Source organism: Kaistella antarctica, assembly GCF_900109615.1.
In the GTDB taxonomy this organism is placed as follows: domain Bacteria; phylum Bacteroidota; class Bacteroidia; order Flavobacteriales; family Weeksellaceae; genus Kaistella; species Kaistella antarctica.
On record NZ_FOIX01000001.1, the window covers coordinates 275,362 to 288,748 of the forward strand.

Sequence of the window (13,387 nt, forward strand, 5' to 3'; positions counted from 1 at the left end):
AACAGTTTTTATTTTTTGTTGTGAATTTTAGTTTTAAAATATTCTCTCGTCTCATTGTCTGTAAAGTATACATAACATCCTTTCATTCCTCTAGTCATCAAGGTTCTATAAGTGTTTTTAATAATAGTAGTCATCAGCTCCAGCGTACTTTCAGGATTTTTCTTCATCATAGATTTGTATCCTCTTACTGTACTATCGTTTGAATCTCTTTCATAAGGATTTGCGACCACAATTCCATCTCTTACAACGAGGTCACCTCCAATTATAACACCAATATAGTCAACCTCCAACCCTTGGGATGTATGGATACAACCAATTTCATTAACTGATTCAGGCTGTATAAGCCATTTCATTCCGTCATCTGCCAGATTCCATTTCATTTTGAAATCATATTCAGGAAATTGTATGTCGTACGCAAAAAAATCTTTTTTACTAACCCACTTCCAACAATATCCCGCAACGAGCCTGGCTTTATTTTTTTCCAAGTTTTTCTCAAAAATTATATCTCTTAATTTATCAGGTCTATCAATAATTCTGAAATCAAAATCTTCAATGTCTAAAATAGGATTTGCAGTTTCTCTTATTTGTAAAGTGTGGTCTAACCAAGCCAAATAACCATCAGACCCATTACATCTAAATTGAGAAGTTAATTCGAGTTCAGTTATTTCTGCACCTGCTTCATTTGCCCAGATGATAATTTCTTCCTTCGTTCCAATATCATGTATTGCAACTTTTTGATTTTCGTCTATAAAAAAGATTGTGAATTTTGATGCATTGATAATCTCTTTAACTTGATTATCACCTAAGTTTTTAAACATTCCAGACTTTTCATTAAGTCTGTGTCCTTCATCCACTATCAAAGCGTCAAATTGATTTTTGGCAGTACTAATAAATGAACCTGAACCAGAAAAGAAATTGGATATTTCGGTTTGTTTAAAAGTTCCTGTTAATTTGGTTTTATATACTTCTCTTGGTGCAGAATTCTTTGTTACGTATTGACTTAATAACCCTAATTTTGTTAGATTAACTAGCAAATTTATTGCTACTACCGATTTCCCAGTTCCAGGACCTCCTTCGACAATAAGTACATTTTTATTTTTTTCACTCGATTTTTTTGCGAGAGCCAAAGCCGTCTCATAAACCACTTTCTGGTCATCAATCATAAGAAACTCTTGATTCCCCTTTAACATTGACGATAGGCTATCTGCAAGGCTTTTTGAAGGTCGTATTCTGCCTCCGTCAATTATTTGAATAATTTTATTGCTATCTCCAAACTTTACGAACGTCTTGATAAATTCACGAAGTTTTAAAATATCGGGTTTTAAAAATATCGGTGCTTTGTCAATATAGTCTTTATAAAAATCGTGAGTAATATAGTTGTCAGGCACATAATTATGTAAGTATGCACATGGAATCAATTTTATCTCCGAATTGTACACCGCTTCATTAAAACCAGTAAGTAAAGAACAATAAGTCCACGCTTGATAAGAAGGATGACTAACATCTCTTTTACGTTTGCCAACAAAAGTATTTACTATACCGTCTTTGTCAGTCATTGTAGATTCCGACCATTGCTTTAATTCAATGATAATTGCATACTCAACATCATTTTCATCTTTACCAGAAAGTATAAAATCTACTCTTTTCGATGTTTGAGGTATTTGATACTCTATTGTAACTCCTGCATCATCAGGAATCTCAGTATCCAATAATACATTATTCATGTATTGCATTGAATTCTTCCAAGAGTTAATCTCATTAATAGATGTTTCAAATCCGAATTTTTCTATAAAAAAGTTATGAATAATATTTTCGATATTGTTCGATATTACATCATTGTAAAATGATGCTTTATCACTTGAATAAACTATCATAAATCATTGTATTTTTTGCTAGTGCCCTTTGCTTTGTCAATAGGATATTTCTTAGCATTTAAAGCCATTTTTTGCTCAATTATTTCAGTCACATCTAGATTAAACTTATCTGCAATATTAAGAGCAAAAGTAAAGATATCCGCAAGCTCTTCCTTTACCTTTTCAACATCAACATCTGAATCTCTTTTCCAAAGGAAAAGCTCCAGTAATTCAGAAGTCTCAATGTTTAGTGCAATTGCAAGGTCTTTAGGATTGTGGAACTGCTCCCAGTCACGCTCTTTATTAAATTTGCGAATTTTATTGATTAAGTCTTTTAATTCGGACATTATCTAGAGATGTTATATTAATTAATTTTCGCTAAACTCCTTATTATTCGTAAATTGCCTGATTATGCCAATTATTCATATAACGAATTAAGGAGCGATATTTCATTTCTATTTTTTCATTATTATCTGTCGTTTCAAAAAAGAGATAGAAATTTGCACTCCCATCGTAATCCATATGTAATTTTAAGGTAGATTTACTCGTTCCCTTGTTGAAAGTAGTCTCAAAATTCAGAAGCGTACCCTTCGTTCTAATTCTTCCGCCCATATCTTCAGTACCTCCTGGAGACAAAGAGTCATAAATGTCAATATCGGAATTTCTATCTACTGTAACATTAAACGAATTTTGTTCTAGAAATTCTAGTACTCTATTCCTCATTAAAATAAGTTTTGCAATATCAACAGCATCAGTATTACCTCTAGACGAAGAATTTGTAGTTTCCCCGCTACTAGCAATGCGTTCCAAATTTTCCGTGCGAACCTTAGTCTCTAAATCTCGGATTGTTTTTTCATGCGAAAAGTTCTTTGCCTTTTCTGTGTCGTTTTTCAGGTATAAATAAATTATTAAAATAATTAGCCCTACTACAAACCATGTAACCATAATATATTTTTTATTTGTTTTAAACTTATATGAATAAACTTAATGTTCAAAGGACTTGGCTGTTTCATACTCTTTATCAAATGGCAACTGTAAGTCTGGCAGTAATTGTGGAGCAGATAACGCCCAGCTAACATAATAGTAGGCAAGCATCTGATAACCACTAAAATCACTGTCTTTTATAGATGGAACTTTATAACCTGATTTCTTTTCAGGGGAAATCCCATTTACTCCCATGGATGCAATTTGAAATGCCGTTTCTTTAATTTCGGCATCAGATTTATTTTTAAAATATTCTAACGCTCCAATCATGTACATCATTACAGAAAGATTCAAATTTTTATCTTTGTGCTCTTCCAAAAAGCTGTGCATTTCGATTTTTTGATTTGATTCAGTATCAATGTCTATATCATTTTCAAAATCTAAATCAGCATAAGATGGTTCACTTTTTCTAAACTGCACTTCATTTACTAATTTAAAGTATTGGTTTAATTTTAAGTCTTCTCCCCAATGTTGAACAAGTTCATATTCTTCTCCAGGTTGCTTATCATATCTATATTCTAAAAATTCATCATAACACTTTTCTGCCTGCCTCATTTCCGTATGAGAAGCCTTGAAATTCTTAATAAAATCAATTCCGAATAAATTTCTAAAATGAATAGCATTGATTAAGTTATAAGTTTTGGATTTAGAAAGAATGTTATCATCCATTATATCAACAACATCTTTTCTTGTGACTGCATCTACTCCTTCGAGTACAATAGTTAAAAGCGAAGTAAACTGTATCGGTCGAAAATCTGGGAATCTGTTAAAAATTCTATCTTCAATAAATAGGTCAATTGGCGTATTAAAAATTTGTCGATTAATACCTTCAAATAAACTGTTTATAACACCTATAATTGATTCGTTAGAAAACCCTTTTTTCGTTAAAGTTTTGAAATAATTTCCATGCTCAGCAATAAATCTTTTTCGATGCTCTTCTGAAGAAGTAAACAGTAAATTATCATTTGAAATTTTAGCTTCTGAGGCAAGTTCAATATGTATCAACTCATGAAGTATCAAGTGAAGGTGACCTTTATATCCTTCCTTATATTTTATTAAATGATAATCTCTATTGTGATTTTCTGCATATTCTACTTTTGCGATAGTCGGAATTTCATTGTCAATTTCTATTCGGGTATTTACTCCTGAAATCTCTTCAATATGCTTTGTAAATTCCTTAAGTGTTCTGATTGTAGTATCTGAATCTGATATTTCCGCAGATATATCTTCTATAAGTTTGACAGAATTTATATACAATGCATCTCTTAAATTATTTAATTTTACGCTTTTGATGGCGTAATTAAATGCTTCATTATACTTCCTCTTTTTAAAAGCCAACAATCCTAATGCATACTGTGTATTGGGATAATCAGAACTAATGCTATTTGCTTTTTCAAAATATTCTTGAGCTTCATCATATCTTTCTAAGGAAAGCAGATTTGCACCAATATTGTTCAGCGAAATATGGTCATTAGGGTCAATAAGAGATGCCTGTTTATAATATATCATTGCTGTATCAATATCCGATTTATCTCTTGCAAAAATATTACCCATCATTATTAATGCATATACATTTTCAGGATTCCAACGCAGTGCATCTATGAATGAATCTACAGCTTTATCAGCTTCATTTAATTCGGACTCGATTTGACCTTTAATACGGAATAAATCAGAATTAGTTTTGTTAGCAGAACATAATTCAATAGCTAATGGATAGGCTTCAGTAAATTGTCTTGATTCGCACATTGATATAAGTTGATTGTATTTTACAGCTTCAAAGTAAATTTTATTTACATCTACTTTTACTGAAACATCTCTCTCATTTACTTTTATTTCTGGCGAGATGCCATCGTATGTATAATATCTTTTGATTGCCTGAATTAAGTCTTCCTTTTCACCTTCGGAGATAGAAAAGAGGTTATATAAAAATGAATTTATTTTATGGAGTATTATCATTATTTTTTAAAAAGTGTGTAAGATGTAAATATACGAAATGTAGTAAAGACAAAACAATAAGGAATTTATTTAAAATTTAATTGAGTAATTTTTTAACTTTCTGAACGGTTCCTATACTTACTTTACAAATTTTTGAGGTATCTCTTATACTGTTGCCTTTTCTAAGATTCTTTATGACTTCTTTATATTTAGACAAAAACATTTCATTTGACTCAAAAGTTCCTTTTTCTCTTCCTTTATAAGTTCCATTTGCTTTTGCAATAGAAATACCCTCTCGCTGTCTTTCTAAAAGTGTCTCCCGCTCCATTTCTGCGATATTTGCCATTACAGATATAATAAGTTTAAAAGCAGAATTTGGTTTTCCTTCGATTAAACTCTCCAAACCCAAATTATCAACCTTTAAAACAATGTTTTTTTTATTAAGTATTTCTATTGTACCTAAAATATCAAAAAGATTCCTTCCTAATCTATCAATTGAACTTACGCTCAGATAAGTAATTCCTCCCGCTTCAACTTCCATAAGTAATTCTTTGCCCTGTGGTCTACTCTTAAAGGGAACAGCACCTGAAATAATATCAATGTAAATTTTCTCATCAGGATAGGACTTAAGAATTTGTCTTTCTGTTTTTTGATTCCCTGTTGACACTCTAACATATCTCGCTTTCATGATAAATATTTTAACAAAGTTACTATTAAAAACTTAGTGTAACAAATTTAAGGTGGGTGTTTTTGTAACATCCGAATCTAGGTGGTTTTAAAAAAAATCAGAACAATATGTTACAAAAATAGACTAAAGTCTAATTATGATACACCTACTGATTTGCATGGATGATTTTGGATGCAAAATATAGGGGGGTAGTACTAAATTTAAACATTTGGGCGGGGGTATGCATTCATATGGGGTACAAGTATTTACATGTAAAAAGAATTTCTAAATTTGGTGTTTATATTTTACTAAATTTGATAGAAATAATTCTATGAGAAAAATAACAATGACTTTTTTTTTGCTGATTTCCATTCTATTCCTTAGCCAGATAGAAGGTAAGATTGTTGGCGTTAAAGATGGAGATACAGTTGTAATCCTGCTTGAGGGTAATATTCAAAAGACCTTAAGATTAGCTGAGGTTGACTGTCCAGAAAATGGACAGCCTTTCGGGAAAAATGCAAAAAAGTTTACTTCAGAAATGGTATTTGGAAAAATGGTTACTTTCGTTGAGACCGATACGGATAGATACGGCAGAAGCATTGCTAAGATATATTATGATAACAACAAGTATTTGTCCGAAGAACTAATAAGAGCTGGTTATGGATGGTGGTATTATCATTATTCAAAAGATAAATCTCTAGAAAACCTGGAACATAATGCAAAACAGAACCGTCTAGGTCTGTGGCAAGATGAAAACGCAATTGCACCTTGGGACTATCGTAGAGCACAGAGGAATAAATAATTAAATTACAGAAATCTAAAACCCATGATATGGAAAAGAAAATTCTTACCACTAAATCCTTAATTAGAGATATGGGCAGCATGAGAAAGTTAATTCTCAAACATGTAGAAAAAAATAATCCTCACTATAGCAATCTAGCTAAGATTTTATTTGAAGAAGATTATTATAATAACGAAGGAGAATATCCCTCTGGTAAGGATTTAATGACTAAAACACGATTATCCCAAACACAATTTAGAAAACAACTAGTAGAGATGTATGAAGACACAAAAGGTGACTTTATATATAAATTCCCAAAGACATCAACGTCTTTTATCGTAAAGAATAATGGAAGGTATCTAGTTTTAGATATCGAAGACCTCACCCACATTCCAAGAATTGGCGAAGCTGTAGAATTTCCGTTTTTTCGTGAAGAATTTCATTCAGATTATTTATTCGTGGAAGATATTCGACATCGCTTTTCCGACTGTGAACATATGATTGAAATAACTTTAAAAGTAGGAACATATGATTTGTATTGGAAGATTAGAAAAGATGAAGCATTACTAAAAAGAGAGCTTTCTTATATTGACATGTTTGAGGATGATTATAAGTTAAAAAAAATACTGGGATATAAATAATTCACCCCTCATTATGAAATATAAAAGATTATATTACCATGTACGAATAAAGGAAAGTATGAGAAAAAGAACGGAGCTATAAAACCAATACCTAAGAAATAAGATGGAAGAAACCAAAAATAATAGAATAGCAATTAGTTTAGTGATAGGAGTAATTACAGCCTTAATAATAGCTTTTATTTCTAGAGATACTAAATTTTATAATAACTCTACAGAAATACTCCCAGGACAATGGAAAAGTAATAAAGAATATTATAAAAATCGTTTATCTCTTACAACGGATGAAGTACTAAAATTATGGGGAAAGGATGACCCTAAATATACTGCTACTCAAAAACAATTAGAAGAAGGGGCTGTATGGTTAAAAAATGATGCAGAAATAAAATTAGAAGCCCTTTCTAAAAAACACTCCTATAACTATATGTTTATTTTTCTCTCTCTGATAGGAGGGACAGCTGGAGGTTATCTTTTACTACCAATGATAGAGGAAAAGAGAAAACAAAAATTAAATAAAGATTATGCCCACAGTAATAGAGGGAATTAAATTTTACACTATACCAGAAGTAGCAGAGGCTTTAAATGTAACCTCTCAAACTATTAGAGCCTGGATTAAAAAAGGGAAGCTAAAGAGCCAAAGGATAGGGAGGCCTATCTTAATTACAGAGACTAATCTAAAGGAATTTTTAAAAGAAAGTAAATGAATACAAAAATAGCCCAGAGCTTAGTAATAGGTTTTCTATTCTCTTTATTAGTAGGATATGCTACTGCTAATTATATTTATTATGTTGGAACTGACAGGATAAGTATAGAAATGTATAAAAAGTTTAAAAAAGAATCTTCTGAAGATGTCAGAGTAACTGCTGGTACAAGTACAAGAATAGAGCTAAATACTGGGGCTATATTATCTGGGTTTTTAGGAGGTTTTGGTTTAGGTTATTTATTACTATCCAGAAGAGAGGAGGAGTTAAAAAGTAAAGAGCTTAAATAGGCTTACTTCCATAAACATTACATTACAGAAGTAAACTTATTTAAGAATTATGCCCCTACATTATAGATAATAACAGACGTCGCTCTAGTTGGCGGAGGCAGTTATCCGCAACCGGGCGAGATTTCATTAGCCCATAACGGCGTTTTGTTTCTGGATGAAATGCCGGAATTTAAAAGAACAGTTTTAGAAGTGATGCGCCAACCTTTGGAAGATCGTGAAGTCACCATTTCCCGAGCAAAATTTACGGTGAATTATCCCGCAAGTTTTATGCTGGTCGCAAGCATGAATCCTAGCCCCAGCGGATTTTTCCCGGATGATCCAAACAATACCTCGTCTCAATTTGAAATGCAGCGGTATATGAATAAACTTTCTGGGCCACTACTCGACCGAATCGACATTCACATCGAAGTGCAAAAAGTAGAATTTGACCAGCTTGCCGACAAACGGAAAGGCGAGCAAAGTGATGAAATTAGGCGTCGGGTTTTGATCGCGAGGGAAATTCAAACCAATCGATACAAAAATTCCGACATTCATTATAATGCTCAAATGGGCCCTAGAGATATCGAAAAATTCTGCGAACTTGATGAAGCCTCGAAAACATTGATAAAAACGGCGATGGAAAAATTAAATTTATCCGCTCGAGCTTATGATCGAATTTTAAAAGTTTCTCGGACCATCGCTGATTTGGAAGAGTCAGAGGTTTTGAATGCTGCTCATATTTCAGAAGCCATCCAATACCGAAGTTTAGACCGGGAATTTTGGAACGTTTAAAAAATTCTTTCGTCTTTACTTAATGATAAAAAATAACATTGCTTATTACCTCGCAATGAAAGGTTTGATCATCTTTTTATTTTTTTCTTTAATTTCAAATCCAAGATTGTAAGAAAAACCAATACCCAAAGTTTGTTTGAGTTGCAGCTTTTGCATTTGATCATGATCGTAAAGCAAATCTAGACTTATTACCGTAGTGATAAATTTGTTGAACTTGAAGTTGAGCGTGCCGTTGTATAAAATATCAACTCTTTCAAAATGATTCGCATAATTGCTGAAAAAATTCACTTGATTAACCAAGTTAATATCTTTAAAAAGATTGATCCGATAAAGAACATTCACCAAAGCTCCCAGCTCTGAACGAATCGATTGACCGTCTTTTTCTAAACCATATTTACCCGCTTTTTGCAAGTAAGGATCATTAACAAAAGTAAACTTGCCATTAACAGGACGGAAAATGACCTGAAAATTTTCATTGGGATTATATAAAACTCCTACCCCTGCATACACATAACCTGGCGACATAAATCTAGAGATTCGATCTTCAAATGCGGGACTTGGCGTTAAGGTGTAATTATAGCCGGCAGAAAACTGTGACAGAAATTGAAATCCGGTTGATAAATAAAAGTTTTTCCCAATATCATAACCGTAGTTAGTCATAATATTAATGTAATCTTCTGTTTTCCGTGATGCTTCGCCCCGTGTAGAAACAAACCCATAACCCAATTGCACATTACTATCTAAAAAATGTTTTCTATTTTTATAGCTCAAATTATAGTTTATTTTCCCGATAACGCCGATATTATTATTTCCGCCAGAATTCCAGTTTGAAAATGAAGACTGATTGAAAACGAGATTATTTTGACCGTGATAAAACCATTTAATAGGATCCTTCATTTGAAGCAAATTGTAAGGAGTTACAGGAATCTCTTCATCTGCCTTCACCACACCAACACGATCATAAACGATAATGGTATCTTTAAAAACGACTTTAAAATTCTCAAATCTAGGATTGGCTAAGCTGTCTAAATCTAATGCAGTCGCATCCCATCTTTGCTGTGAGATCGAATCAATCTCGGCTAACACCCTTTTTTCTTTTTGCGAAAAAAGAGCCATTGAAATAAAAAGTAAAATAAAGGCGCACAAGTTTCTCATAGTCGGCAAATTTAAGACAAACAAACAATTTACAAAAACACATTCTGCATTGTTTCACGCATTTTGTCTGATTTTAATTACTTTTATATAAAGTCTTAGCCATATTTGCTTATTAATAATTTTGGTCAACGTTTTGTCAAAAACTAATTCATGCTCAAAAATCATTTTAATTTCAACGCCGTACTTTACGCAGCTCTTATGGTTGCGGCGATGTGGTTAGGATTTTTATTACAGTATTTAGGCTTATTTACAGGCTGTTCTGGAGCAATCGTGCCGCTCAGTCCGTATGGTTTGAAGGGAATTTTTCTGTCTCCTTTTCTTCATGGAAGTTTAGAACATATATTTGGAAATTCAGTTCCTATTTTTGTGCTCATATTTCTCCTTTTCCAATTTTACCCTTTTATTGCAAAGAAAGTATTTTTGTTAGGTTGGATTTTAACCGGCTTTTTAGTTTGGCTTTTACCGCCGATTGATATTTATACGGGTGAATTTAATACAGTTTGTATTATTGGCGCAAGCGGAATCGTTTACGTTCTCGCCTTTTTTCTCTTTTTTAGCGGTGTCTTTCGCTGGAACATGAAATTCTTAACCGTGTCTATGGTTGTTGCGTTGTATTACGGAAGTTTAATTTGGGGAGTGATGCCTGAGGAACTTTTCTCTCAGTTACCAGAACCAAGCAGAATTTCCTGGCAGTCGCATTTATCGGGTGCGGTTATTGGAATTTTAATGGCCTTTATATTCCGAAAATCAGGCGAGAGAAAAGTGAAATTTATCTGGGAATTTCCGAATTATTATAGCGAAAAAGACGACAAGCTTTGGCAAGAATACAAAGAGAATCATCCAGAAGATTTTTTAGAACTCCCTTATAAAAAGAAAGAAAATGTTTGGGAGCGGCTAGATGAACTCCGTAAAAACGAATAAATTTCAATACTTTTGATAAAACATTTTCATGCGTTCCGAAGAAAACCTTTACGCTATCGCACTGCGCCACTGCCCTTTAGTCGGAGATGTAATCTTCCGGAAATTGGTCAATGAAGTAGGATCGGCCAAAGAAGTTTGGGATCTTTCAAAGTCGGGATTGCATAATATTTTCGGAATTGGAAAAAAGATTGCAATAGAAATTGGTAACGCTGAGCATTTAAAATTTGCTGAGAAAGAAATTGCCTTTTGTGAGAAAAACAATATCAGAATAAACCTGCGTCATCTTGGTGATTTGCCAGAGCTCTTAAATGAATGCGACGACGCTCCCGCTATCCTCTACCAAAAAGGGGATTTCGATTCCTCTAAGAAAGCAATCAGTATCGTGGGAACCAGAAATATATCCTCTTACGGGAAACAGTTTATTCAGGATTTTTTAAAGGAGATTAAAGGCGAGAGGATAATGACTATTAGCGGCTTAGCATTAGGTGCAGACGCTGAAGTTCATGAAGTTTCTTTGCAAAATAAGATTGCCACAGTTGCAGTTCTCGCCCATGGTTTTCACACCCTCTATCCATCCAGAAATAGAAAGCTCTCTCACAAAATACTCGACGAAAATGGAGTGTTATTCACCGAATTCAATTCTTCTCAAAAACCAGATCGCGAGAATTTTATTCAGAGAAACCGCGTTATTGCAGGTTTGGCTCCAGCAACAATTGTAGTCGAAACCGCTTTTGGAGGAGGATCGATCAGTACCGCAACTTTTGCAAATAATTATAACAGGGAAGTTTACGCTTTGCCTGGAAGAATTGATGAGAAATATAGCCAAGGTTGTAATCAACTCATTCACCAAAATAAAGCCGCGGTGATTTCAACCATTTCGTCACTCATCGAACAACTTGGTTTTAACAAAGAGTTGGAAAAGACAGGTAGTCTTTTCCCTATTTCTGAAATAAAGGTGCTTCTGCCAGAACATCAGCAAAATCTTCTTAATACTTTAGATAAAAAAATTCCTCTGTCCCTGGACGAAATTTCTCAACGGTTGGAAATCCCAACATATAAAATTTTACCAGACTTGCTTCAACTCGAAATTCTAGGTTATATAAAAGCCCTTTCTGGCCGACAATATCTTTCTCTCTGATATTTTTACATTCTTAAAAATTTAGCAATATTCGATTAATATTCAATTTTTAATATTTTTACTCTTTCTTTTATGAATTTAATAAAAATAATCTGTAATTTTATTAATAATTCAATAATATTTAAAGTTTTTATTGTAAGTTCTGAAAATTGACTAAATTTGTTAGTAATAATTCTCATTTCTTATGGAACACTACAACGTAGAGCAGAAAATTCAGGAATTTATCGCAAATATTGAAGCGAGAAATCCAAATGAACCCGAGTTCTTACAGGCCGTAAAAGAAGTTGCTTCCACAGTGATTCCTTTTATTGCAACTCGCAAAGAATACAATGGAATGAAACTTTTGGAACGGATGGCAGAGCCAGAAAGAACCATTATTTTCCGTGTTCCTTGGGTTGATGACGCCGGTGAAATCCAGGTGAACAGAGGATTTAGAATTCAAATGAACTCGGCGATTGGTCCTTATAAAGGGGGAATTCGTTTTCATCCAACTGTAAATTTATCGGTTCTAAAATTTCTAGCTTTTGAACAAACCTTCAAGAATTCCTTAACTACGCTTCCTATGGGCGGTGGAAAAGGAGGAGCAGATTTTGACCCTCAAGGAAAATCAAATATGGAAGTGATGCGTTTTTGTCAGGCATTTATGACAGAAATGTGTAAATATATCGGCCCAGAAACTGATGTGCCTGCGGGAGACATTGGCGTTGGAGCCAGAGAAGTTGGCTATTTATTCGGTCAATACAAAAAAATTAGAAATGAATTTACTGGCGTTTTAACTGGTAAAGGTTTGGCTTACGGCGGTTCATTAATCCGTCCCGAAGCTACAGGATACGGCGTTGTCTATTTTTGTGAGCAAATGCTAAGAACAATTGGTCAGGAGATTAAAGGTAAAACTTTCGTGGTATCTGGTTTCGGAAATGTTGCCTGGGGCGTTGTGAAAAAAGTAAACGAATTAGGCGGTAAAGTATTAACGATTTCGGGACCTGATGGTTATGTATATGATGAAGATGGAATCTCTGGCGACAAAGTTGATTATTTATTACAACTTCGCGCATCTGGAAATAACAGAGCGGAAGATTTCGTGAAAAAATTCCCGAGTGCAAAATTCTATGCAGGAAAACGTCCGTGGGATGTAAAATGTGATGTAGCGATTCCAGCTGCAACACAGAATGAATTATTCTTGGAAGATGCTCAGGCTTTGGTTGCTAACGGTGTCTTATGTATTACGGAGGCTGCCAACATGCCTTCCACTTTGGATGCGATTAATTATTTCTTAGACAGCAAAGTTTTATTTTCTCCAGGAAAAGCATCGAACGCTGGTGGTGTAGCAACATCTGGTTTAGAAATGACTCAAAATTCAATTCGTTTGAACTGGTCGTCTGAAGAGGTTGACGCAAGACTGAAAGAAATTATGATCGGCATTCATAAAGCTTGCAGAGACTATGGTAAAGAAGAAGATGGCTACGTAAATTACGTGAAAGGTGCGAATATCGCAGGCTTCGTGAAAGTTGCCGAAGCAATGTTAGCCCAAGGTGTCGTATAAAAATAGAAGC

14 protein-coding genes and 1 pseudogene are annotated in these 13,387 nt (G+C 33.7%); 9 read left to right on the forward strand and 6 right to left on the reverse strand.

Annotated elements, in window-relative coordinates; all coding sequences use genetic code 11:
• Positions 1-8: 8 nt before the first annotated feature.
• The 5 genes from BMX49_RS01335 to BMX49_RS01360 all read right to left on the reverse strand — a co-directional run bounded on the left by BMX49_RS01335 (position 9) and on the right by BMX49_RS01360 (position 5,460).
• Positions 9-1,874: a DUF2075 domain-containing protein gene (locus tag BMX49_RS01335; RefSeq protein ID WP_034717921.1), complete on the reverse strand. Its 1,866-nt coding sequence runs from the start codon at positions 1,872-1,874 to the stop codon at positions 9-11.
• Positions 1,871-2,200 carry a nucleotide pyrophosphohydrolase gene (locus BMX49_RS01340; RefSeq protein ID WP_034717923.1) on the reverse strand — a complete coding sequence of 110 codons (330 nt, stop codon included), beginning with the start codon at positions 2,198-2,200 and terminating at the stop codon, positions 1,871-1,873. Before BMX49_RS01340 ends, BMX49_RS01335 begins: the two co-directional genes overlap by 4 nt.
• Positions 2,201-2,243: 43 nt before the next feature.
• Positions 2,244-2,798 (reverse strand): hypothetical protein, encoded by a 555-nt coding sequence (locus BMX49_RS01345; RefSeq protein ID WP_034717926.1) that lies wholly within the window; start codon positions 2,796-2,798, stop codon positions 2,244-2,246.
• 39 nt (positions 2,799-2,837) lie between these two features.
• Entirely contained in the window at positions 2,838-4,793 is a 1,956-nt protein-coding gene (locus tag BMX49_RS14500; RefSeq protein ID WP_081864343.1) for a tetratricopeptide repeat protein, read from the reverse strand.
• A gap of 76 nt (positions 4,794-4,869) precedes the next feature.
• Complete coding sequence (locus BMX49_RS01360; RefSeq protein ID WP_034717927.1) at positions 4,870-5,460, reverse strand: recombinase family protein; 591 nt, start codon at positions 5,458-5,460, stop codon at positions 4,870-4,872.
• A gap of 310 nt (positions 5,461-5,770) precedes the next feature.
• On the opposite strand from BMX49_RS01360, the gene BMX49_RS01365 reads away from it, so the two are divergent.
• From BMX49_RS01365 to BMX49_RS01390, 6 genes and pseudogenes are all read left to right on the forward strand, one after another.
• Entirely contained in the window at positions 5,771-6,241 is a 471-nt protein-coding gene (locus BMX49_RS01365; RefSeq protein ID WP_034717928.1) for a thermonuclease family protein, read from the forward strand.
• Positions 6,242-6,270: 29 nt separating this feature from the next.
• Positions 6,271-6,861 carry a hypothetical protein gene (locus BMX49_RS01370; protein WP_034717929.1) on the forward strand — a complete coding sequence of 197 codons (591 nt, stop codon included), beginning with the start codon at positions 6,271-6,273 and terminating at the stop codon, positions 6,859-6,861.
• 103 nt (positions 6,862-6,964) lie between these two features.
• On the forward strand, positions 6,965-7,405 hold the full coding sequence (locus tag BMX49_RS01375) for a hypothetical protein (protein WP_034717930.1): 441 nt from the start codon (positions 6,965-6,967) through the stop codon (positions 7,403-7,405).
• Entirely contained in the window at positions 7,380-7,562 is a 183-nt protein-coding gene (locus tag BMX49_RS14915) for a helix-turn-helix domain-containing protein (RefSeq protein ID WP_034717932.1), read from the forward strand. Before BMX49_RS01375 ends, BMX49_RS14915 begins: the two co-directional genes overlap by 26 nt.
• Positions 7,559-7,849 carry a hypothetical protein gene (locus tag BMX49_RS01385; RefSeq protein WP_034717935.1) on the forward strand — a complete coding sequence of 97 codons (291 nt, stop codon included), beginning with the start codon at positions 7,559-7,561 and terminating at the stop codon, positions 7,847-7,849. Before BMX49_RS14915 ends, BMX49_RS01385 begins: the two co-directional genes overlap by 4 nt.
• A 69-nt stretch (positions 7,850-7,918) precedes the next feature.
• Positions 7,919-8,620 (forward strand): annotated as a pseudogene (locus BMX49_RS01390) (YifB family Mg chelatase-like AAA ATPase); the annotation flags it as partial.
• A gap of 45 nt (positions 8,621-8,665) precedes the next feature.
• Here the strand turns inward: BMX49_RS01390 and BMX49_RS01395 are convergent.
• Positions 8,666-9,736, reverse strand: coding sequence for a DUF3078 domain-containing protein (locus tag BMX49_RS01395; protein WP_034721039.1), 1,071 nt, complete (start codon positions 9,734-9,736; stop codon positions 8,666-8,668).
• Between the two features lie 189 nt (positions 9,737-9,925).
• On the opposite strand from BMX49_RS01395, the gene BMX49_RS01400 reads away from it, so the two are divergent.
• The 3 genes from BMX49_RS01400 (at position 9,926) to gdhA (ending at position 13,377) form a co-directional block, all read left to right on the forward strand.
• Positions 9,926-10,696: a rhomboid family intramembrane serine protease gene (locus BMX49_RS01400; protein ID WP_034717936.1), complete on the forward strand. Its 771-nt coding sequence runs from the start codon at positions 9,926-9,928 to the stop codon at positions 10,694-10,696.
• Positions 10,697-10,724: 28 nt separating this feature from the next.
• Positions 10,725-11,834, forward strand: a complete 1,110-nt coding sequence (gene dprA / locus BMX49_RS01405; protein WP_034717937.1) for a DNA-processing protein DprA — start codon at positions 10,725-10,727, stop codon at positions 11,832-11,834.
• 184 nt (positions 11,835-12,018) lie between these two features.
• A complete protein-coding gene (gene gdhA / locus BMX49_RS01410; RefSeq protein ID WP_034717940.1) occupies positions 12,019-13,377 on the forward strand; it encodes an NADP-specific glutamate dehydrogenase in 1,359 nt (452 codons plus the stop codon).
• Positions 13,378-13,387 lie beyond the last annotated feature (10 nt).

Excerpts from the sequence above, each read along its gene's own strand:
- BMX49_RS01335 (WP_034717921.1), bottom strand. The coding sequence starts at position 1,874 with ATGATAGTTTATTCAAGTGATAAAGCATCATTTTACAATGATGTAATA.
- BMX49_RS01340 (WP_034717923.1), bottom strand. The coding sequence starts at position 2,200 with ATGTCCGAATTAAAAGACTTAATCAATAAAATTCGCAAATTTAATAAA.
- BMX49_RS01345 (WP_034717926.1), bottom strand. The coding sequence starts at position 2,798 with ATGGTTACATGGTTTGTAGTAGGGCTAATTATTTTAATAATTTATTTA.
- BMX49_RS14500 (WP_081864343.1), bottom strand. The coding sequence starts at position 4,793 with ATGATAATACTCCATAAAATAAATTCATTTTTATATAACCTCTTTTCT.
- BMX49_RS01360 (WP_034717927.1), bottom strand. The coding sequence starts at position 5,460 with ATGAAAGCGAGATATGTTAGAGTGTCAACAGGGAATCAAAAAACAGAA.
- BMX49_RS01365 (WP_034717928.1), top strand. The coding sequence starts at position 5,771 with ATGAGAAAAATAACAATGACTTTTTTTTTGCTGATTTCCATTCTATTC.
- BMX49_RS01370 (WP_034717929.1), top strand. The coding sequence starts at position 6,271 with ATGGAAAAGAAAATTCTTACCACTAAATCCTTAATTAGAGATATGGGC.
- BMX49_RS01375 (WP_034717930.1), top strand. The coding sequence starts at position 6,965 with ATGGAAGAAACCAAAAATAATAGAATAGCAATTAGTTTAGTGATAGGA.
- BMX49_RS14915 (WP_034717932.1), top strand. The coding sequence starts at position 7,380 with ATGCCCACAGTAATAGAGGGAATTAAATTTTACACTATACCAGAAGTA.
- BMX49_RS01385 (WP_034717935.1), top strand. The coding sequence starts at position 7,559 with ATGAATACAAAAATAGCCCAGAGCTTAGTAATAGGTTTTCTATTCTCT.
- BMX49_RS01395 (WP_034721039.1), bottom strand. The coding sequence starts at position 9,736 with ATGGCTCTTTTTTCGCAAAAAGAAAAAAGGGTGTTAGCCGAGATTGAT.
- BMX49_RS01400 (WP_034717936.1), top strand. The coding sequence starts at position 9,926 with ATGCTCAAAAATCATTTTAATTTCAACGCCGTACTTTACGCAGCTCTT.
- dprA (WP_034717937.1), top strand. The coding sequence starts at position 10,725 with ATGCGTTCCGAAGAAAACCTTTACGCTATCGCACTGCGCCACTGCCCT.
- gdhA (WP_034717940.1), top strand. The coding sequence starts at position 12,019 with ATGGAACACTACAACGTAGAGCAGAAAATTCAGGAATTTATCGCAAAT.